The sequence below is a fragment of the Arthrobacter globiformis genome (assembly GCF_030817195.1).
Lineage (GTDB): Bacteria > Actinomycetota > Actinomycetes > Actinomycetales > Micrococcaceae > Arthrobacter > Arthrobacter globiformis_D.
This window is the reverse complement of the sequence record NZ_JAUSYZ010000001.1, coordinates 1,827,920-1,847,161: the sequence shown is the minus strand read 5'-3', so window position 1 is coordinate 1,847,161 and position 19,242 is coordinate 1,827,920. Positions and strand designations below refer to the sequence as shown.

14 protein-coding genes are annotated in these 19,242 nt (G+C 68.8%); 3 read left to right on the top strand and 11 right to left on the bottom strand.

What is annotated here, in order from left to right:
- Positions 1-200: 200 nt before the first annotated feature.
- Complete coding sequence (locus QF036_RS08315) at positions 201-1,940, top strand: sensor histidine kinase (protein ID WP_307100876.1); 1,740 nt, start codon at positions 201-203, stop codon at positions 1,938-1,940.
- A 24-nt stretch (positions 1,941-1,964) separates the two neighbouring features.
- A complete protein-coding gene (locus QF036_RS08310) occupies positions 1,965-2,627 on the top strand; it encodes a response regulator (protein ID WP_307100874.1) in 663 nt (220 codons plus the stop codon).
- A 57-nt stretch (positions 2,628-2,684) separates the two neighbouring features.
- Here QF036_RS08310 and QF036_RS08305 read toward each other — a convergent pair whose 3' ends face one another.
- Both QF036_RS08305 and QF036_RS08300 read right to left on the bottom strand, forming a co-directional pair.
- Entirely contained in the window at positions 2,685-3,011 is a 327-nt protein-coding gene (locus QF036_RS08305) for a Rid family hydrolase (protein ID WP_307100872.1), read from the bottom strand.
- 22 nt (positions 3,012-3,033) lie between these two features.
- Positions 3,034-3,561, bottom strand: a complete 528-nt coding sequence (locus QF036_RS08300) for a GNAT family N-acetyltransferase (protein WP_307100870.1) — start codon at positions 3,559-3,561, stop codon at positions 3,034-3,036.
- Between the two features lie 276 nt (positions 3,562-3,837).
- On the opposite strand from QF036_RS08300, the gene QF036_RS08295 reads away from it, so the two are divergent.
- Positions 3,838-4,350, top strand: coding sequence for a cupin domain-containing protein (locus QF036_RS08295; protein WP_307100869.1), 513 nt, complete (start codon positions 3,838-3,840; stop codon positions 4,348-4,350).
- Positions 4,351-4,392: 42 nt separating this feature from the next.
- Here QF036_RS08295 and QF036_RS08290 read toward each other — a convergent pair whose 3' ends face one another.
- The 9 genes from QF036_RS08290 to QF036_RS08250 form a co-directional block, all read right to left on the bottom strand.
- Entirely contained in the window at positions 4,393-5,232 is an 840-nt protein-coding gene (locus QF036_RS08290; protein ID WP_307100867.1) for an inositol monophosphatase family protein, read from the bottom strand.
- Positions 5,229-7,493, bottom strand: a complete 2,265-nt coding sequence (gene ligA, locus QF036_RS08285) for an NAD-dependent DNA ligase LigA (protein ID WP_307105847.1) — start codon at positions 7,491-7,493, stop codon at positions 5,229-5,231. The genes QF036_RS08290 and ligA overlap by 4 nt, the downstream gene beginning before the upstream one ends.
- A 77-nt stretch (positions 7,494-7,570) precedes the next feature.
- A complete protein-coding gene (locus QF036_RS08280) occupies positions 7,571-8,221 on the bottom strand; it encodes a hypothetical protein (RefSeq protein WP_307100865.1) in 651 nt (216 codons plus the stop codon).
- 88 nt (positions 8,222-8,309) lie between these two features.
- A complete protein-coding gene (locus QF036_RS08275; protein WP_307100863.1) occupies positions 8,310-12,782 on the bottom strand; it encodes an FtsK/SpoIIIE domain-containing protein in 4,473 nt (1,490 codons plus the stop codon).
- Positions 12,779-13,483 (bottom strand): hypothetical protein, encoded by a 705-nt coding sequence (locus QF036_RS08270; RefSeq protein WP_307100861.1) that lies wholly within the window; start codon positions 13,481-13,483, stop codon positions 12,779-12,781. The genes QF036_RS08275 and QF036_RS08270 overlap by 4 nt, the downstream gene beginning before the upstream one ends.
- A gap of 75 nt (positions 13,484-13,558) precedes the next feature.
- The gene (locus QF036_RS08265; RefSeq protein ID WP_307100859.1) at positions 13,559-15,214 is read right to left on the bottom strand and encodes a serine/threonine-protein kinase; all 1,656 of its coding nucleotides are present in this window, start codon (positions 15,212-15,214) and stop codon (positions 13,559-13,561) included.
- The gene (locus tag QF036_RS08260) at positions 15,211-16,908 is read right to left on the bottom strand and encodes an FHA domain-containing protein (RefSeq protein ID WP_307100857.1); all 1,698 of its coding nucleotides are present in this window, start codon (positions 16,906-16,908) and stop codon (positions 15,211-15,213) included. Before QF036_RS08260 ends, QF036_RS08265 begins: the two co-directional genes overlap by 4 nt.
- A complete protein-coding gene (locus tag QF036_RS08255; protein WP_307100856.1) occupies positions 16,895-17,773 on the bottom strand; it encodes a PP2C family protein-serine/threonine phosphatase in 879 nt (292 codons plus the stop codon). Before QF036_RS08255 ends, QF036_RS08260 begins: the two co-directional genes overlap by 14 nt.
- Positions 17,770-19,215, bottom strand: coding sequence for an RDD family protein (locus QF036_RS08250; RefSeq protein WP_373460117.1), 1,446 nt, complete (start codon positions 19,213-19,215; stop codon positions 17,770-17,772). The genes QF036_RS08255 and QF036_RS08250 overlap by 4 nt, the downstream gene beginning before the upstream one ends.
- Positions 19,216-19,242: the final 27 nt, after the last annotated feature.

Below are 19,242 nucleotides of genomic sequence, written 5' to 3'. Positions count from 1 at the left end.
AGTGAACAGCACCACCCCGGTGTGATGCGTACTACAGACGTTAGAGTGGCCCCGGTCACGGCAGTGCCTTTGGCTCAATTGATTGGCATACTGCTTATTGGGAGCATTTTGCGCATTTTGCTCAAACGCCTCCGCGCCGCTACAAACACAGCTGCCAGCCCAAAACACCTTGCAGCCCGCTCGCCCCATGAAGGAGTGCCATGATGAGCCCCGCCGGCAGGCTTCCGCTCAGGTTCTCCACCCAGACCCTGCTGCTGCAGCTGGGCGTGGTTCTCCTCGTTGTGCTCCTCAGTGGCGCGGTGCATGCCTGGCTGACATTTGAACGGCTGGGCCGTGAAGCGGAAAACCAGGCACTGACGCTGGCCCGGACCGTGGCCTCGGACCCTTCGGTCCGTGCCAACGTGCAGGCCATCAGCCGGCAGGCCGGTACTCCCCCGCCCGCAGAGCTGAAGACCGGGCCGCTCATGGCAGTGGCCGAGGGCGCCCGGGCCCGCACCGGCGCCCTGTTCGTGGTGATTACCGACGAAACAGGCCTCCGGCTGGCCCATCCCGACGCCGACCGGCTGGGCGAGCGCGTAAGTACGGACCCGTCCGAGGCGCTTGCCGGCCGCGAGGTGACCACCCGCAACACCGGCACGCTGGGTCCGTCGGCCGGGGCGAAGGTCCCCGTCTTTGCACCCGGTTCGGCTTCCGGCACGGGTTCCGGCGGGGGTTCCGGTTCCGGTTCCCGGACCGTGGTGGGCGAGGTCAGCGTCGGCTATTCCACCGAGTCCATCGGGCAGAGCCTGGCCCGGGACATCGTGCCGATCGTGCTGACCGCGGCCGGCTCGCTGGTGGCGGGGGTCCTGGCGTCGTTCCTGCTCCGGCGCCGGCTGCAGCGGCTCACGCTCGGCCTGGAACCGGAGGAAATCGGCGCGCTGGTGCATGATCAGGTGGCGGTCCTGGAGGGTGTGGATGAAGGTGTCGTGGGCATCTCTGCCGACGGCCGCATCAGCGTGTTCAACGCCGCCGCACAGCGCCTCCTCGGCCAGCCAGACCTCGCCGGCCAGCTCTGGCAGGACGCCCCGGTGCCGGCCCGGCTCAAGGCCCTGACCCTGCCCGATGCCCGGGAGGGCGAGGCAGTGGAACTGGTCGCGGGCGAACAGGTCCTCGTCGCCAGCGCCCGGAAGGCGCTGCACCGCCGCGAAGACCTGGGGTGGGTGGTCATGCTCCGTGACCGCACCGAACTCCAGCACCTGACCCGCCAGCTCGACGCGGTGGGAACCATGTCCACGGCCCTGCGCGCCCAGCGGCATGAGTTCGCCAACCAGCTGCACACCATCGCCGGTTTTATGAGTATCGGCCAGCACCAGCAGGCGCGGGATTACCTTGAGCGGCTCGCCGCCACGGGCCCGCTGAAGTTCCCCGTGGACCAGGCCGAACTGTTGCAGGACCCGTATCTGCAGGCCTTCATTGGCGCCAAGGGCGTGGAGGCCGACGAGCGGGGGGTATCGTTGCGGATCGGGCCGGAAACCCTGGTGCGGGGCCAGGTGACGGAGCCGCAGGACGTCACCACGGTGCTCGGAAACCTGATCGACAACGCGGTCAACGCGGCGGTGGCCGGTACGGCCGCCGAGCGCTGGGTGGAGCTTGAGTTGCTGGATGAAGCGGGCGACGGCGGCGGCATCCTGCACCTCGTCGTCGCCGACTCCGGCGACGGGCTGCCGGACGGCGGCGATCCGGAGGCGGTGTTCGCCGAGGGGTTTACGACGGCGGGCGGCCGGGCTCTCCAGGGGCAGGTCCGCCCCGCGGGCGGCCAGGGCCTGGGCCTGGCACTTGCACGGCAACTGGCGCGCCGGCGCGGCGGCGACGTTACCGTGCTGGAACCGGGGAACGTTGGTGGACCAGGCGCCGTCTTCATGGCAACGCTGCCGGGAACCACCACGGCACGCAAAGACTGATGGATAGCGGACGGAAGGACGAGGATGTCTGAGGATTTCAGGGTGCTGATCGTGGACGATGACTTCCACGTCGCCAAGCTCCACGCCGCTTATGTGGATTCCGTGGCAGGGTTCCTTGCGCTGCCGCCGGCGGGTTCGGCGTCGCTTGCCCTGCAGTCCATCCACAGCCTGCGCCCGGACCTGGTGCTGCTGGACGTGTACCTGCCGGACGCCTCGGGCCTGGATCTCCTGCATCAGCTGGACGTGGACACGATGATTCTCAGTGCGGCATCGGACGCCGCGTCGCTGCGGACGGCCTTCCGGCGGGGCGCCCTCGGGTATCTGCTCAAGCCGTTCACGGCCGAGTCCCTGTCCCAGCAGCTGCGGTCCTATGCCCGGTACCGGCGGATCCTTGGCCAGCCGGGTGCCCTGGACCAGGACACGGTGGAGCGGGCGAAGCGGGCGCTCATTCCGGGGGACGTCTCGCCGTCGGCCAAGCCCCGGTCGGCGACGGAGGCGGCGGTGCTGGAGTCGCTGATTCCCGGCGAGCAGTACTCGGCGGCCGACGTCGCGCGGCGGGTTGGCGTGTCCCGGGCCACCGCCCAGCGGTACCTGTCCTCACTGGCGGACGACGGCGCGGTCGAGATCCAGCTGCGGTACGGCACCACCGGCCGGCCCGAACACCGCTACGGCCTCCCGCCCCGATAGCCCCCACCTGAAGCGTGAACGAACACTTAAGTCCCGCCGCCCAGCGCGAACGAACACTTAAGTCCCGCCGCCCAGCGCGAATGAACACTTAAGCCCCGCCGCCCAGACCTCGCCGTGCGCACGGCCCGCGTCCTCCCACTTGCTGATGTCCGTCAGGTACAGCTTGGACTGCACGACGTCGGCGAGCGCGAATCCGGCGTCGGCCAGGACGGTCTCCAGCTTCTGCAGGATGAACCGGGTCTGCTCATAGAAGTCGCTGCCGACGATGCCGTTCTCGCCGCTGGCCGAGGTGGCCGAGATGTAGAGCGTGTTGTCCACCTGCACCGCGCGGGAGTAGCCGAGCTTCTGTTCCCAGACCGAGCCGGTGCCAAACGTCTTGCGCATGCTGCGCCTTTCACTAGGGGTTTTAAGTCGGCTCCACTTTAGGCGGCTGGACGTCGAGCCTGAAAACCAGCAGCTTTATGTCGGTGCCGGGCACATACCAGTCGCGCTCGGGCACCCGCCGGAAGCCTGTTTTCCGGTACAGCCCGTGGGCGCTCTCCCAGGTCCCGCCGGTGGTCAGGGCCACGGCTCGGATTCCGTCCAGCGATCTGGCGTGCGCAATGATCGCTTCGACCATGGCCAGGCCGGCGCCACTGCGCTGTACGGCTGGATCCACCACCAGCATGCGGAACTCAAGCTCGTCGTCCAGGGCGATGTCGGCATACTTCTCGCCGGCAAGCGCCAGCGTCACCGAGCCGACGATCGTGCCGGCCCGCTCTGCCACCCAGATGGTGGCCCGCTCCGCGCGGGTGGCCACGTCCTGGATCTGCTTCATGTACGGATGGTCCGCGGTCTCGAAGTAGCCGGCCGCCAGATAAGCGTCCCGGGTGATGCGGGCGATGGCCGCAAAGTCGGCGGGGACGGCGGGACGGACGGTGATCTGCGGCTGCACCCGTCAATGGTAGTGGCGGCCGGCCGGTGCGCGGTGCGAAACAGCTGTTTCCGTGACTGAACTATCACGGTCAGGCGACGGTCCGCGAGCACTACGGACTGGCGCGGCCGCTGAACCATTACTCCGGGCACTGGCCGCAGCGGGATCGTCAGGCGCATAACCGTCTCGTCCACACTTATGCAGCCGGCTGGTCTGCCGTGTTTTCGGTATGGACCCGCGGGGTTGGCGGGACGATAATTCGTGCACCGCAGAGTTCACCGATTGAAGGGAAGAGCCATGAACGAGGAAGGGGCTCCGCGACTTACCGTCGTGCAGCCCGGTGAGGGACGAGAGGCACCACTTGGCGGCATCGGGGTCGTGTTCAAGCTCTTCGGAGAGGACACAGACCAAAAGCTCTCGATCGTGGAGCACCCGTTCCCGGTCGGCGCATTGGTGCCTCCGCACATCCACACCCGCGAAGACGAGTACTCGATCGTCATCGAGGGCGAAATAGGGTTCCGGTCCGGTGACCGCGAGGCGGTCCTGGGTGCTGGCGGGTACATCACGAAGCCACGGAATGAACTTCACACCATGTGGAACGCGGGCAAGGTGCCTGCCCGGATGATAGAGGTGATCAGCCCGGCCGGATTTGAACACTTCTTCTGGGGGTTTGCCAACCACATCGAAGCCGGGCTTCCGGACCCTGAGACGATCGAGAAACTCGCGGCCCACTTCGGCCTGCGCTTCGCTGAGGCGCCCTGGCTGCCGGACATTATCGCGCGCTACAACCTGACTCCGCCGCGCATGTGAACCAGGCCCTGGCCGTAAGTGGCCAGAGCTCGGACCGCCCGGCTACAGCGGGAACTTGCCGGACATCTCCAGTGTGCCCGCGCAGGTCCAGGCGGACAGCCGTTCCTCGGCGGAGGGTCCGCCGAGGAGCGGGCTGGCGAGCCGGGGACGCCGGACCCAGCATCCGGCCTCCTCGGCCACAAGCGCGCCGGCGGCGAAGTCGTGCTCATTCAGTCCCCGCTCGCCGAAGGCATCGACAGTGCCGTCGGCGACCATGCAGAGATCCAGGGCCGCCGAGCCGAGCCGCCGTACGTCCGCAAAGCCGTCCACGAAGCTCCCCAGCGCCGCAAACTGTTCTGCGCGCACCTCAGGGTCATAGCTGAAGCCGGTGGACAGGATCTGGCCGGTGCGGCCGGGAACCGGACCGGTGAGCTGGAACCGCTTCCCGCCCTGCTCCAGCCACGCGCCCTGTCCCCTTGAGGCGTAGTACACGCGTCCCAGCGCGGGGGCGTGTACGACGCCGGCCAGCCACACGCCGTCGGAATCGGCAACGGCCACCGAGGTGGCGTAGTAGACGATATTGCGGATGAAGTTGGTGGTGCCGTCGAGCGGATCAATGGACCACCGCAGCCCGGTCGGTTCCTCCGGACGGGTTGTCCCGTGTTCCTCGCCGGTGATCGCATCGCCGGGACGCGCGCTGCGGATGGCCGTGCGCACGGCTTCCTCCGCGGCCACATCGAAGGCGGTAACCCAGTCGCCGGCTTCGCCCTTGTTGGTCACCGTCCCTGAGTCCAGGGCTCCGTGGCTGCGTTCGGCGAGAACACCGGCACCGGCGGCCGCAGCCGCCTTGGCTACTGCGAGCAGCCCGTTGAGGTCCCGGGGGTCGGTCAGGTCTTGCGTCATTCGGAGTCCTCCTGGTCGCGCGGATTGGCGGTTGCCTCGGGATCGTCAGCCTCCGCCTCACTATTTTCCCCGGCAGGCGCCGGTCCGTTGGCCAGCAACTCGCGGAACCCGTCCTCGTCCAGCACCGGCAGGCCGAGCTGCTCGGCCTTGTCCAGCTTGGTTCCGGCGTTCTCCCCCGCCACGACGTAGCTGGTGTTCTTTGAGACGGAACCTGCTGCCTTGCCGCCCCGGATGAGAATGGCTTCCTTGGCCTCGTCGCGGCTGAAGCCTTCGAGGCTTCCGGTAACCACGATGGTCAGCCCTTCCAGGGTCCGCGGAACGGATTCGTCCTGCTCGTCCTCCATCCGCACGCCGTCGGCTGCCCAGGTGTCAACGATTTCGCGGTGCCACTCCTCGGCGAACCATTCCTTCAGCGCCGCGGCGATGACCGGGCCCACACCGTCGACGTGCGCGAGCTGCTCTTCCGAGGCCTGCCGGATGGCATCCATCGAGCCGAACGCCGTGGCGAGCGCCCTCGACGCCCGAGGCCCGACGTGCCGGATGGACAGCGCAACCAGCACACGCCACAGCGGCTGGGTTTTGGCTTTCTCCAGTTCAGCGAAGAGCTTTTCGGTGGTGGCCGTCGGCTTCGACGGCGACTTGGCCGTGCCCTTGCTGAAGAAGTACGGGACCAGCTCGAATTCACCCGTGCCCACGCCCCTGGACCGCTTCTCTCGCCGGATGCGGACCGCGGCGAGGTCCTCCCGCGTCAACCGGAACAGGGTGGCCTCGCTGGTCAGCGGCGGGGTTTCGGGCTCGGCCGGCTGGGTCAGCGCGATGGCGGCCTCCCAGCCAAGCGCCTCAATGTCGAAGGCACCACGGCTGGCCACATGGAACACCCGTTCACGCAGCTGCGCCGGGCAGGAGCGCGAGTTGGGGCAGCGGATATCCACGTCCCCTTCCTTCCCGGGGGCCAGCGGCGTGCCGCAGGAAGGGCATTCTGTGGGCATGACGAAGTCCCGGACCGGCGGATCCTGCTGGTCGCGGAGGGCAAGGACCGGCCCCACGATCTCCGGGATGACGTCCCCGGCCTTGCGCAGCACCACGATGTCGCCGATTTTCACGCCCTTGGCCTTGACCACATCCTGGTTGTGCAGGGTGGCCATTCCCACGGTGGAACCGGCCACCTTGACGGGCTCCATGATGCCGAAGGGGGTGACCCTGCCGGTGCGGCCCACGTTCACGGCAATGTCCAGCAGCTTGGTGTGGACTTCCTCCGGCGGATACTTGTAGGCCACGGCCCAGCGCGGTACGCGGGACGTATACCCGAGGGCACGCTGGGTGGCGAAGTCGTCCACCTTGACCACAATGCCGTCGATTTCGTGGGTGAGGCTGTGCCGCTTGTCGCCGTAGCGCTTGATGAAGTCGAGGACTTCCTTGAGGCTCCCGAGGAGCTCGAAGTATGGGCTGGTGGGCAGGCCCCATTCGGCGAGCTGGCGGTAGGTGTCCGACTGGCTTACCGTTGCCAGCCCTTCACGGGCGCCGATGCCGTGGACGTACATGCGCAGCGGGCGCTTGGCGGTTTCCGCCGGGTCCTTCTGGCGCAGCGAGCCGGCCGCGGCGTTGCGCGGGTTGGCCAGGGGCGCCTTGCCGGCCTCGATCAGTGCCTCGTTGAATTCGGCGAAGGCCTGGGATGGAATGAAGACCTCGCCGCGGACCTCCATTTCGGCCGGGAAGTTTCCGCCGCTCAGCTGCTGCGGGATTTCCTTGATGGTCAGCACGTTGTGCGTGATGTCCTCGCCCGTGTAGCCGTCACCGCGGGTGGCCGCGCGGACGAGTTTGCCGTCGCGGTAGAGCAGGTTGACCGCCAGGCCGTCAATCTTGAGTTCGGTGAGCCAGGTGGGGCCGGCGCTGCCGTTGCCGAGCTTGGCGACGCTTGCCTCGGCCTTCGCGATCCAGGCCTCGAGTTCCCCGATGGAGAACACATCCTCCAGGCTGTACATCCGCTGGAGGTGTTCGACTGCGGCAAATGCCGCGGACACTTCCCCGCCAACCTCCTGGGTGGGCGAGTCATTGGAAACGAGCTCCGGATGCAGCGCCTCGAGTTCCTCCAGCCGGCGAAAGAGAGTATCGAACTCGGCATCGGAGACGAGCGGCTCGTCCTCCTGGTAGTACGCGAAGCGGTACTTCCGGACGAGGTCCGCCAGGTTCTCGTACTCATCCCGCACCGACTCAGAGGGAATGGCTTCCGGCTCAAGCTGGTCAGTTCCGGTGGCTGCAATGTCTGTGGGGCCTGATGATGTGCTCACAGACCTATCTTGCCTTACAGCCCGGACATTTTGCCGCGGCGGCGGGCCGCCTACCAGTGACCGGGGCGGTTCCGGCTCCACAGGGCGAAGGCCAGCCCGCCCAGGCCCACCAGCAGGACGCCTCCCATGATGGCGAACAGGCCGAAGATGCCGATGCCGGAACTCTTTTCCACGGACACGACCGCGGCAGCCTGGCTGGCTGCCGGTGTGGCGATCGGTTTGGTCCAGCTGGACTCGGCCATGGTCGTGGACGACGACGGGTCCGGGCTGGAGGAGGCAGAGGTGACCGGAACGGCCGCGGGTGTTGCCACCTGAACAGCGTCGGCCGCCATTCCGCCATTGAATGTTGGGGCGACCAAGGGTGTGAGGGTAGGCGCGGGGGCAGGCCGCGCCGGTGCCGGGGCAACGCCCGGCGCCTTTGGCTGCACAGGGGCGGGGGCAGGGGCAGGGGCGGGGGCAGGTGCCGGCGCCTTTTGCGCCGGCGGCGGCGCCGGAGCAGGCGTCGGGACGGGAGCCGCCGTCGTCGGAGCCGGTGAACCGGACGACGGCGGGGCGATCGGTACCGGCGATTCAGAGCACTGCTGCTCCGGCAGGCAGGCTGCCCGGGCCGCGCCGGCAGCGCCGGCCACCACCGTAATCGCCAGCATGGCGGCGGTAATTCCGGGCAGCAGGGCGCCCCGCAGACGAGTGATTCGGATCATGGAAGTACCTTTGCAGCCGCGCAGGACACCCCGCGCCGAGTTTTGTCCCGGGTATCTTCCTACAGTCCCGCGCGGCGCGCCAAATTGACTACTGCCGGTTTTCCGGCGGCAGCGCGATCTGGAGCTTGCGGACCTTGCCCCTGCCAACGATGTAGCCGCGCCCCGGAATGAAGTCGGTGCCGACCTGTCCGAGCGATGTATTGAGGAGGCTGTCGCCGTCGATATCGCCCGGATTGATCAGCAGTCCCCGCCGGCCCGACTTGAACGGTTGCGCCAGCGACCACGCCGATGACCAGGTGGAGGTTTCGGATTCCCCCACGACCCACTGGTCGGCCTTGATGGACGCGGCCACGAGCCTTTCGATGCCGGACTCGGCCAGGGTGTCCGTGAACTCCGTGAGTCCCTCAATGAATATGGCCACCTTGCCCGGATTGGCCGAGGCGTGGTCCGTGAGCGCTTCCACCGCCTCCTCGACGTCGTCGGCCCCCACCAGCGAGCGGTCCCAGACCGGCAGGGACGCCACTGCGGACTTCCTGGCGGCTAGGTAAACCAGTTCGGTGTCGGGGTTGGACCGGCGCAGCGCGTAGGCCATGGTCACCAAGGCCACCGTGCGGCCGGCGCCGGGCGGGCCGGCGAGCAGCAGCGGGCCCTTGGCCATGAGCGTGGCGGGCTGCAGTGTTTCGTCGTCCACACCGATCACGGGAAGGTCCGGCAGTCCGGCAGGCAGAATGTCCAGGTCGATCTGCTCGGGCAGCCGCTCGATCCGCGGAGCCCTTTCCACGCCCTGGCGGAGCATGGCCTCGCTGAGTTTGTGCACTTCACGCGCCTGCAGGGCCAGGTTGGAGTTGCCGCCCAGGACAGCGAGCTGCACCTCATGGCCGCCGAGCAGCCCGCGGCCGGGAGGCGAGGCCTGGCCGAGGACGTCCTTCGGCACGTCCATGGTCAGGTAGTCGTCCTCGGCGGACAGCCGGAGCACCAGCCGCCGCTGGATGGAGGCGAGCAACGACGCCGGGACCGAGTTGGGGCGGTCACCGGTGACGACGAGGTGGATGCCCAGGGGACGGCCGTCCGTCGCCAGCTGCAGGAAGATGTCCCAGAGGCCGGAGAGCTTGCTGTACTCATAGGCCTCGCGGAAGGCCGACATGCCGTCGACCAGCACGAAGATGCGCTTTTCATCCGGCAGCCCGGCGAGCGTGCGGTACTCCCCGATGGTGGAGGCACGCACCTCGGCGAAACGGCTCGCCCGGTCCTCGGCGAGGTCGCGGATCCAGCGCAGCAGCCTGCCCACCCGCTCCACGTCATCGCCGTCGATGATCCCGCCCACGTGCGGGAGTTCCTCGAGCATTTTCAGCCCGGCGGAGCCGCAGTCGATCCCGTAGACGTGGACGGGGCCGCCGCGGGGCGTGACGGCGGCCGCGATGGCGATCCCCCGCAGCGCCGCGGACTTGCCCGAGCCGCCCGTGCCGTAGATGGCCATGTTGCCGTCTTTGTCCGGCTCGTAGAAGACGGTCGGCTGGTCCTGGTGGGCGGGGTCGTCCGCAACTCCCAGCAGGAGCCGTTCATCCGTGCGCGGGTTGGGCAGCAGGGAGAAGTCGTAGGTCGTGGCCAGCTGGTTCAGCCACGGCTTCCGCGGTGGCTCGATGGCCAGCAGGTCCGCGGCGGCGATGACGTTGGCGGTCATCCTGGCGATGTCGTTCGGCCCGGCGGGTTCGTCCTGCACGGCGGTATCGGGGGCCGGTGTTTCCCACGCGGGACCCGATCCGAAGGCCATCTCCACGATGTCGATCTGCGGGCCCTGCGGGCGTTCGGTGGTCCAGCCGCCGGCGTAACCGGTCTGGAAACCCTGGATGCGGCCCGGGCCGGTTTTCGCCGCGCCGCGGCCCGGTATGGAGGGGTCGAAGTAGGCGGCGTCCGGAACGCCAAGGATGTCCGTGGCGTCGTCCTCGTCGGCCATGCGCAGCGCCACCCGAAGGTTGGTGTTGGCACGCAGGCTTTCCTTGATGACACCGGCGGGCCGCTGGGTGGCGAGAATCAGGTGCAGCCCCAGGGACCGGCCGCGGGCGGCAACGTCAACCACGCCGTCCACGAACTCGGGCACCTCGGTGGCCAGGGCAGCGAATTCATCCACCACGATCACCAGGTAGGGCGGGGCCTCGGGATCGGCCTCGCGCTGGAGCGCGAGCAGGTCCTTGGCCTTCTTCCTGTTGAGCAGGTGTTCCCGGTAGCGGAGCTCGGCCCGCAGCGAGGTGAGGGCGCGGCGCACCAGGTGCGGAGAGAGGTCGGTGACCAGGCCCACGGTGTGCGGGAGGCGGACGCAGTCGGCAAACGCGGCGCCGCCCTTGTAGTCCACGAACAGGAAGCTGACGCGGTCCGGGCTGTAGGCAGTGGCCATGCCCATCACCCAGGACTGCAGGAACTCCGACTTGCCGGCGCCGGTGGTGCCGCCCACCAGGGCGTGCGGGCCCTCGTTCTTGAGGTCCAGGTGCAGGGGCTCCACGCCCTTGGACCCCACCAGGGCACGCAGCGAGCCGTTGTCCTTGCGGTTGGCCACAGCGGTGGAGCGGACGGAGTTGTTCTCCTGCCAGCGCTCGGCCACGGCCTGCGGGTTGTCGAGGAAGTCCTTGCCCACCAGCGCCGCATAGGACACAGCCCGCGGCAGGTTCGAGTCGTCCTCCACCGGCTTTCCGGCGTCGACCAGGGGCGAGAGCATGCGGGCCAGCTGGCCGGCGAGTTCGGCGTCGAGGCTTTCGCAGCTCACGGGGTAGGTGTGGCGTCCCAGCCGGACCTGGCCGGTGGTGGTGCCGTGCTCGCCGTCTACCGCCATGAAGTCGCGGCAGGCCGCCGGAAGGGATTCGACGCCGGCAGCCACCCACAGCACGTGGACACCGGTATCGGGTCCGCGCTCCACGAGCCGGGTCAGCCGGCCGCGGTCCACCGGCGCGTCGTCCTCGACGATTACCAGCACCGAGGGCAGCACCGGCGGCGGAACGTCCGCGGTTTCTTCGAGGATGGCGGGCCGTTGCGCGGCGCCCTGCACTGGGCCCTGCGAACGCATCGTGGTTTCCCGGAGTTCCACGAGGTCCTCGATCCGGGCCAGCAAGCTGGTGCCGCCTGCCGAGCCTGCAGCAAGGTGGTCACCGCCGAGCGGGCTGTGGCGCGAGCCTACGTGCGGCAGCCACTGCAGCCAGTTCCAGCGTTCCCTGGACCGTGCCGAGGTGATGGCGGCCACGGCTACTTCCGCCGGGGAATGCAGGCCCACGAGCTGGAGCACCACTCCCCGTGCCACGTCATCGACGAGTCCGCGCGGCCCGGCGAGGCCGAACGAGCCGGCGGACCGCAGCTGGGATACCACCGGCACGCCCTCGATGTGCCGGAACTGGTCCAGGCAGTCCTCGATCTCGCGCCGGTACTCCGTCTCGGTTTCCGCGGTGTTCGGTTCCTCGAACGGAATCCGGGACGGCACCGTGCCGAGCCCGAACCGGAGGGCCAGGAAGCCGGAGTGTTCCGGCCGGTGGGTCCAGAGCAGGGGGCCAAGCTTGTAGATCGAGTCAACGGTGTCACTGACGGACGGCGCTTCCTGGAGCCGGACGGCCCGCTCCACGCGCTGCAGCTCAGTGGTGTCCTGCCGGAAGGCTGCCATGGCCTCCCTGAACTGCTTCAGCTGCTCCTTGCGTTCGCGCTTGTTTTGCAGCTTCTGGTCCACGTAGTGGCCCACGATGAACAGCGGCATCATCAGCATGAACAGCATGGACAGCAGGCTTTGGGTCACCGCGAACAGCACCGCGCCCATCATCAGCGGCGCGATCAGCATGATGTAGGGGAAGGGGTGGTGGTCCTGCCGCTTGGGCCCGGCCGGGGGCACCCGCTTGCCGGGGGCGAACCGGGGCACCACCCGCGGTGAACGGTTGAAGTCCACGAGGGGCGACGTCGGAGCTGCCGCACCGCTGCGCGCCAGCGGCACCACGGTCAGCTCGGTGTCGCCCAGGGTTACGGTGTCGGAGGAATTCAGGGTGGCCCGGGTGACGGGCAGCCCGTCCATCTGGAGGCCGTTGGCGGAGTTCGTGTCGACGATCTCGATGCTCTCCCCCACGGTGATGCGGGCGTGCCGCTTCGACGTCAGGGGGTCGGTGAGCCGGACGTCCACGTTCCGGTCCCGCCCGATGTAGCTGGTGCCGGAGGGCAGCGAAAACTCCCGGCCGACGTCGGGCCCGGAGACGATCCGGAGCGTCGCCGCGGCGGGGCCGCGGTCCGCGGCACGGCCGGCGTCGTTCGGGTTACCGAACTGGTCGCTCACCTGGGTGAGCGAAACGACGGACCCGGGCCGCAGCCCGGATTCGAGGAGGTTGTCCGCCCGGTCGAGGACGATGCCGCGCATGCCGCCGGCCACGAATGCCTCGTCGATCCGGAGTGAGAGGTTCGGCGGAGCGGTCTCCTGCCGCCGGGCGGGGTCGGCGGTCCACAGCTCGGTGGCGATGTCCGCGACGGTGGCGCGGCCGTCCACGGTGACGGCCAGATCCTTGGCCTCGGCAGGGTCCCGGCGCAGGGTCAGTCGGATCCTCATGCTTCGCCGTCCCCGCGCATCTTTTCCAGGAGGTGGAGGTCGTCGGCGGTGACCAGGTGCGAGGTGACCGCGTGCTCCACGAGGCGTGCCCGGCGGTTGGTGGCCAGCTTGCCGCCGCCTCCGCGAAGGCCGGCCACCCCGGCCCGGTCCAGTTTGTCGCACACGTTGTCCAGCTTCCGGTTGAACCGGGTGATGGCCCAGCCCAGGGTCCGGGCCGCCTCTGCGGAGGACGGAATGGCGCTGAAGCCGGTGCCTTCGCGCCGGAGCATGGGCTCGGCGAGCGCCACGATGAGAGCTTTTTGGGAGTCCGTGAAGACCACCGGGCCGATGGTGGTGTCGCCGCCGCTGGTTTCGCTGCTGGTCTCCTGCCGGAACGACGGCGTTTTCAGGTGGACAGCGAATTCGTAGGTGGTGGGTCCGGCCGTGAAGATGATGCTGGTGTGGCTGAAGACGAGCGGCAGCCGGGCGCCGGGTGAGAGCCAGGCCTGCATGCCGCCGGATCCGTCGGCCACCGTGGCGGAGAGCCGGCTGCCCACGTTGCTGAGCCACCAGATGCCGTCGTACCTGGCAATCTGCAGGAAACGCCGGTGCAGGTACGGGTTGTCGTCCACCTCGAGGTCGCCTTCGCGGCCGATGCTGAAGATGTCCTCATCAGTGGGTTCGTACCACTCGCCGCAGAAATCTATGGCCAGGTCTCCCATGTTTTCCCGTCTTGTCGTTGGGTCTGTTGATGCTGGGCGGCAGTTGATGCTTCTCGGGCCTGCCGCTGCAGAGTGCTAAAGGCAGGCGATGGAGTCCTCGCCGGCGGGCGATGCGGATCCGTCGCTGCGGACGATGATCACCTGGACGCAGGTGGGTTCCGCCGGGTTCGCCGTGACGTCCACCCGGGTGGCCAACGTCGACAGGTAGCTGCCGCCGCCTTTGACCGTTTTGATCCGCCACTTGTAGGTGTCCCCGGGCTTCGGCTGCGGGTTGGCCCAGGTGAACCGGACCTTTCCCTGCGCGCCTGCGCTGCCGGCCAGCTTGGCGACGTCGGGCACGGACCCGTCGTCGATGGCGTCGGCGGGCGGCTTGCTGACCGTTTCGGTGGGCCGGGCCTGCGGCTCCGGCGCGGACGATGCCACCGCGATGCCCACGATGACCGCCAGCGCCAGGAGCGTTCCGCCGGAGATGGCGAGCCACAGGTTGCGTTTCCCGTGGTCTGCCGGCTGGTCCCCCGGCTGGCCGGGTGCATCATCCTCCGCAGCTTGGGGCTTATTGCTTCGCAGGACCGTGGCCTCGGCCCAGTCGTCAGCTGCCGGCTCGCGTGCCGCTGTCCGTCCCGCTGTCGCAGGGGCCGACGGCGGGATGCCCGGTGCCTGCCCACTGACCGGCCCCGGCGTCGGTACGACAAGTCCCGGTACAGCCGGGCCCGGCGCCGACGCGGCTCCCCCGTCCAGCGGCTTGGTGCGGGCCGGGAACGTGGGGGCGCTTCCGGTCCGGTCCGGGTCGATGGACGCGACGTTGCGGACGCGGGTCTCCTCCACGCCGTCATCCAGGTGCACGTCCTCCGGCAGACGTTCCTCGAGCACCTCGAAAGGCGTGACGGACAGGTTGAGCTCGGCCTGGATCCGCTGCAGCGCCAGGGCGAAAGCGTGGGCCGACGAATAGCGCGAGGCCGGCGACTTGGCCATCGCCGTGGCCAGGGCCAGTTCAAGGGACTCCGGCACGTCGGCGCGGCTCAGCCGGGGTACGGGCATGTTGGCGATGCGCGAAATGAGCTCACGCTGGGAGTTGTCGGCGCCCGGCAGCACGAACGGCGACCGTCCGGCGAGCAGCGTGTACAGCGTGGCGCCGAGGGCCCACACGTCCACCAGCACGCCGTCGACGTTGCCGTCCCTGAACTGTTCCGGCGGGGACCACGGGATGGACATCCCGGCGTCCTCGTCGACGTCGCCGGCCAGCGTGCCGGAGATGCCGAAGTCGGTGAGCGCCGGACGGTTGTAGTCCGTGACCAGGATGTTGGCGGGCTTGATGTCACGGTGGGCGATGCCGGCCCGGTGCGCCGTTTCGACGGCGGAGGCCACCTGGATGCCGACGGCCAGGACCTCGTCCACGCTGAAGCGCTGCCGGCGGTACCGGACGTCAAGGCTGGGCCGGGAGCAGTACTCCATGGCGAGGTAGGAATGCCCGTCCTCGGTCACCTCGGCTTCAAAGATGGTGACGATGAAAGGGTGCGACGACAGCTGGGCCATCAGGTTGGCCTCGGACTCGAACCGGCGGCGGGCGCCCTCAGTCTTCAGGCCGGACAGCAGCACCTTCACGGCAACCTTGCGGCGCGGCCGGTCCTGCTCGTAGAGGTAGACGTCGGAAAAGCCTCCCGATCCGAGCAGGCTGACGTAATTGAAACCGGGAATGCGGGGCGGTGGCGCCGCCGGCCGCTTGGAACTCACAGGATCTCCTCAAAGCGCAAGGAAACGTCATCGCCGAGTTCTGCGATGTCGCCGTCCAAAATAATGGCCATTTCGTTCTGGGCAAGGCGCCGCGGCGGCTGTCCTTCGCGGATCAGCACGGTGCCGTTGGTTGCCTTCAGGTCGCAGAGCATCACGTGCCAGCCCTCCAGCCGGACCTCCACGTGCGACCTCGAAATGTCACCGCCGGGGCTGGCAACCTGGACCAGCCGCGGCATGGTGCCGCCCTGGACCCGGGACACGGACGGCTGCCGCCCGATCACGAGCGACTGTTCGAGGTCGATCAGCTCCCCCGTGGACAGCCGCAGCCGGCCGAGCCGGGGGCGCGGCACCTGGCTCGCGACGTCCGGAAGCTGCGCCCCGCAGGTAAAGCACTGGCCGCTGGTGGGAGGGTTGGCGTGGCCGCCGGGACACACCCGGGCGAGCACCAGGGGGCCGTTGCCTGCCGCGGCGCCCTGGCCGGGTTCCGGTTTCTGCCCTGCCTGCTGTGCCCCGGATGCGGGGAGATCGCTCTTGAGGACGGTCTGGCCGTCGTGGTCGCCTTCCGCCGCCCCGCGGGGCTCGGGCACGGAGAGGAACGACGGCGGGACGAACGACGGCGGGACCTGGGGTCCCGGGGCACGGTCGCCGCCGGTCGCCCACGGCACCGAGTCGATCAGGCCCGACAACGCAGGCACCGACGGAGGCGCCGGAGCTGCTGCCTCACGGGCATTGTCTGGCTGGTCGGCGTTCGGCTGGTCGGCTTCCGGCGGGCCGGCTTCCTGGCCCGCAGTTTCCTGAACTGCCTTCTCCCCGGCCGCGGGAGCACCGCCGTCGTCCTCCTCCCCGGTCCGCACGGCGGCGTCCTCAATGCGGCGCACCACGGTCTTGTCCCAGAGGTGGTCGTACGAGCCGGTGAATTCGGGGGCTGGGCTGTCTTCCCGGCTCGGTGGTTCCTCGGGCAATGCGTCCTGGGACGGTGCTTCCTGGGGCAATGCTTCCTCGGGCAGGGCTTCCTCGTGCAGTGTCCCGGCAGTGGCAGCGCCGGTTTCAGTGAAGCCCGTGACGGTTTCCTGCAGCCCGGCAACTGTCTCGGCCGACACCTCCATAGACGTGGCAGCAACAGACATTGTAGGAGCAGACGTTGCAGCAGCAGACGTTGTAGCAGTTTCCGGCCGGAGTGGCGGGGCACCCCCGGGTCCGGTGACGCTGACGCGCAGGGACTGCAGCAGCACCGCCCCTTCCACCACGGGCAATTCAGCAACAGGCAGGGCGGCGGCCGGCATGCCAGCAACGGAGCCCGGCTCTGACGGAGCGGACTGCGCTGACGGGTCTTCGGGCACCGCCACGCTGAACCACTCGGCTGCATCCAGCCACCGCTCGGTCCAGGTGGTGACATTCCGGCCGTCGAGGATCACGGGGCCCGACGGGAGCTGGACTGTCAGGTCGATGTCGCCGCGCAGGAAGACCCGCAGCGAGTCACTGAACCCGATGATTCCGAACCACGGGCTGGCGGACAGCGGCGCACCGAACCCTCCGGCCACGGCATGAAGAACCTCGGATGCGTCCGGGCCTTTCGCCAGCAGATCCCACACCGTGCTGACCAGCGGGGCGGGAGTGGCGGGGTCGAGGATCACCGCAGTTCCCGACCGGATGAGGCCCAGCCATCCCCCGGGGACATAGCTAGCTGCGGCCATTGGCAGCGTCCTCGCTTCCGGCACGCGGCAGCGTGTCCTCCTCTTCCGCGTCGGCGGCGGTCCGGGGAGCCGTCGTCGCGATTCCGGCATCGTTGAGCACGTTCCTGGCATCGATGACGATCACCGTGATGTTGTCCCGGCCTCCGCGCCGCAGCGCTGCCTGGATCAGGGCATCCACGGCCTCCTGGGGGTCCTCGACCGTGCTGAGGATCTCCAGCATGTGTCCGTCCGTCAGTTCCCCGTTAAGACCGTCCGAGCACACCATCATCCGGTCACCTTCCTCAATGGGCAGGAGCCAGTAGTCGGCTTCAGTCTCGTCGCCGGCGCCCAGCGCGCGCGTCACGACGTGCCGGCGGGGATGAACCGCGGCCTCCTCGGCGGTGATCTCGCCACTCTCCACGAGCTCCTGGACCTCGGAGTGATCCACGCTGACCTGCGAGAGCCGGCCCTGGCTCAGCCGGTACGTCCGGGAATCCCCGATGTTCATGACCAGCCAGTAGGGAACACCCATCTGCTCCACCACCACCACGCCGCTGAGCGTCGTTCCGGCCCGCGAGCCGGTGGCGGAGCGGATCGATTCGTCGGCGCTGGCCAGGTACTGCTGCACCACTCCCGCGGTGGCTGTCCGCTCCCCCGTGGCCAGTTGCGGCAGCTGTGCCAGCGCCTGCACACACATGCCGCTGGCTACCTCGCCGGCTTCATGGCCGCCCATGCCGTCAGCGACGGCGAACACCGGATCCGAGGCAATGTACGAGTCCTCATTGAGCTCGCGGCGAAGGCCCCGGTCCGTTCCGTGGCCGTAGCTCAGCCTGAGGCCGGGTTCGCCGCCGGTCCCTGGGGTTCCGGCCACCTGCTGTGAATTCATGCGTGTCCTACGTTGAAGGTGCGGTCCCCGAAATGAACTGTGGTTCCGGGGCTGACATATGCGGGCACGCCCGGCTGCAGCGCCGTGCGCATGCCGTCGGGTGTGGTGACGGCGCTGCCGTTGGTTGAATGACGGTCGGTGACCCAGAGGCCGGTGCCGTCGGTGAGCAGGTGGAGGTGCGTCTTGGAAATGGTCCTGCCGGGATCCGGAACCGGCAGCAGCTGCGCCTGCGATTCCCCGGCGGCCGGGGCGGGATTGCGGCCTATCAGGACGGTCCGTTCCAGGCGGAAGTCGCGGCCGTCGTCGAGCGTTATCCTCAGCACCGCCTCAGGCGCGTCCTGGCGCACGCCGGCGCGGACCCGGGTTCGGTCCATCGCATCGTCCGGATGAACAGCAGTTTCCGGATGAACAGCAGGATCGGGGTGAACAGCAGGATCGGGATGAGCAGCCGGGGCTGCAGGCGGGAGCGGCTCCACCGGGGTTTGGGAAGCAACCGGGCCCGGGACAACCGGGGTCCGGGAAGCAACCGGGGAGGCCACCTGCTGCACCGGGGGCAGGTCCAGGGGTGCGAAGCTGTACGGGCCTTCGATCCCGCCGGTGGCCACGGGGTTGCGGCCGTTCACGACGTCGAAGACAAGGGTCTTGGCCGCACGGTCATGCCATCCGCGGAGCTTGCCGTTCCGGTCCCAGGCGCTGGATACCACAATGACGACTGCCCAGGCCGTTCCGAGAAGCAGCAGCGGCCCCAGGATCAGCGGGGCGGCGTCGAACCACTTGAAGACAGCCACCAGAACCGCGGCAAGGACGGCAAGCAGGATGCCGGCGCCGGTCACGGTGCCCCTCAGGAACACAGCCCCGAGGCCCGGCGCGTAGCCGTCCTTGTCGGCGCTGCGGATGCCCATCAGCTGATTGCCGATGGTGTTGCCTGAGCGGCCCTCGACACCTGCGACGGCGAACGCGTAGACAAGGGCCAGTCCGGCTCCGATGCTTCCAAGGAGTGCAAGCAGGCTTGTGTCGTAAATGATGAGTCCGGCGCTCCGCGTGCTGGTGATGCCTGCGAACCCGAAGGACAGCAGAACCGTCAGGATGGCCACCGGCGCAAGCCAGTCGAGGACGGCTGCGCCGATGCGTTTGCCCGGCGCCGCTGGAACCAGCGCAAGAGTGCCTGACATGTCCGATCCTTCCCCCAGCCCTACCGGGATGCTACCGGGAATCGGAGCGGCTTGCCTCCCGCCCCGGCTGGGCATGGTTCCCCGATCGGACCGGACTCCCCTGTTGACCATGGCTCTCCGGTTGACCGTGGCTCCCCTGTTGGGCAGCGGGGTGCCGCAGGCACCGCAAAAGCTCGCCCCGGCGCGGACAGGCTGCCCGCAGCGCAGGCACCGCCCTGTTCCCCCGGCAGCTTCAGGCCCCTCCCCAGCTCCGGACCCCTCGCCGTTCACAGACGATCCGGTCGCCGAAGACCCGTT

Coding starts and splice junctions, on each gene's coding strand:
- QF036_RS08310 (WP_307100874.1), top strand. CDS start 1,965: ATGTCTGAGGATTTCAGGGTGCTGATCGTGGACGATGACTTCCACGTC.
- QF036_RS08305 (WP_307100872.1), bottom strand. CDS start 3,011: ATGCGCAAGACGTTTGGCACCGGCTCGGTCTGGGAACAGAAGCTCGGC.
- QF036_RS08260 (WP_307100857.1), bottom strand. CDS start 16,908: ATGGCCGCAGCTAGCTATGTCCCCGGGGGATGGCTGGGCCTCATCCGG.
- QF036_RS08290 (WP_307100867.1), bottom strand. CDS start 5,232: ATGACGCAAGACCTGACCGACCCCCGGGACCTCAACGGGCTGCTCGCA.
- QF036_RS08295 (WP_307100869.1), top strand. CDS start 3,838: ATGAACGAGGAAGGGGCTCCGCGACTTACCGTCGTGCAGCCCGGTGAG.
- QF036_RS08280 (WP_307100865.1), bottom strand. CDS start 8,221: ATGATCCGAATCACTCGTCTGCGGGGCGCCCTGCTGCCCGGAATTACC.
- QF036_RS08255 (WP_307100856.1), bottom strand. CDS start 17,773: ATGAATTCACAGCAGGTGGCCGGAACCCCAGGGACCGGCGGCGAACCC.
- QF036_RS08315 (WP_307100876.1), top strand. CDS start 201: ATGATGAGCCCCGCCGGCAGGCTTCCGCTCAGGTTCTCCACCCAGACC.
- QF036_RS08270 (WP_307100861.1), bottom strand. CDS start 13,483: ATGGGAGACCTGGCCATAGATTTCTGCGGCGAGTGGTACGAACCCACT.
- QF036_RS08275 (WP_307100863.1), bottom strand. CDS start 12,782: ATGAGGATCCGACTGACCCTGCGCCGGGACCCTGCCGAGGCCAAGGAT.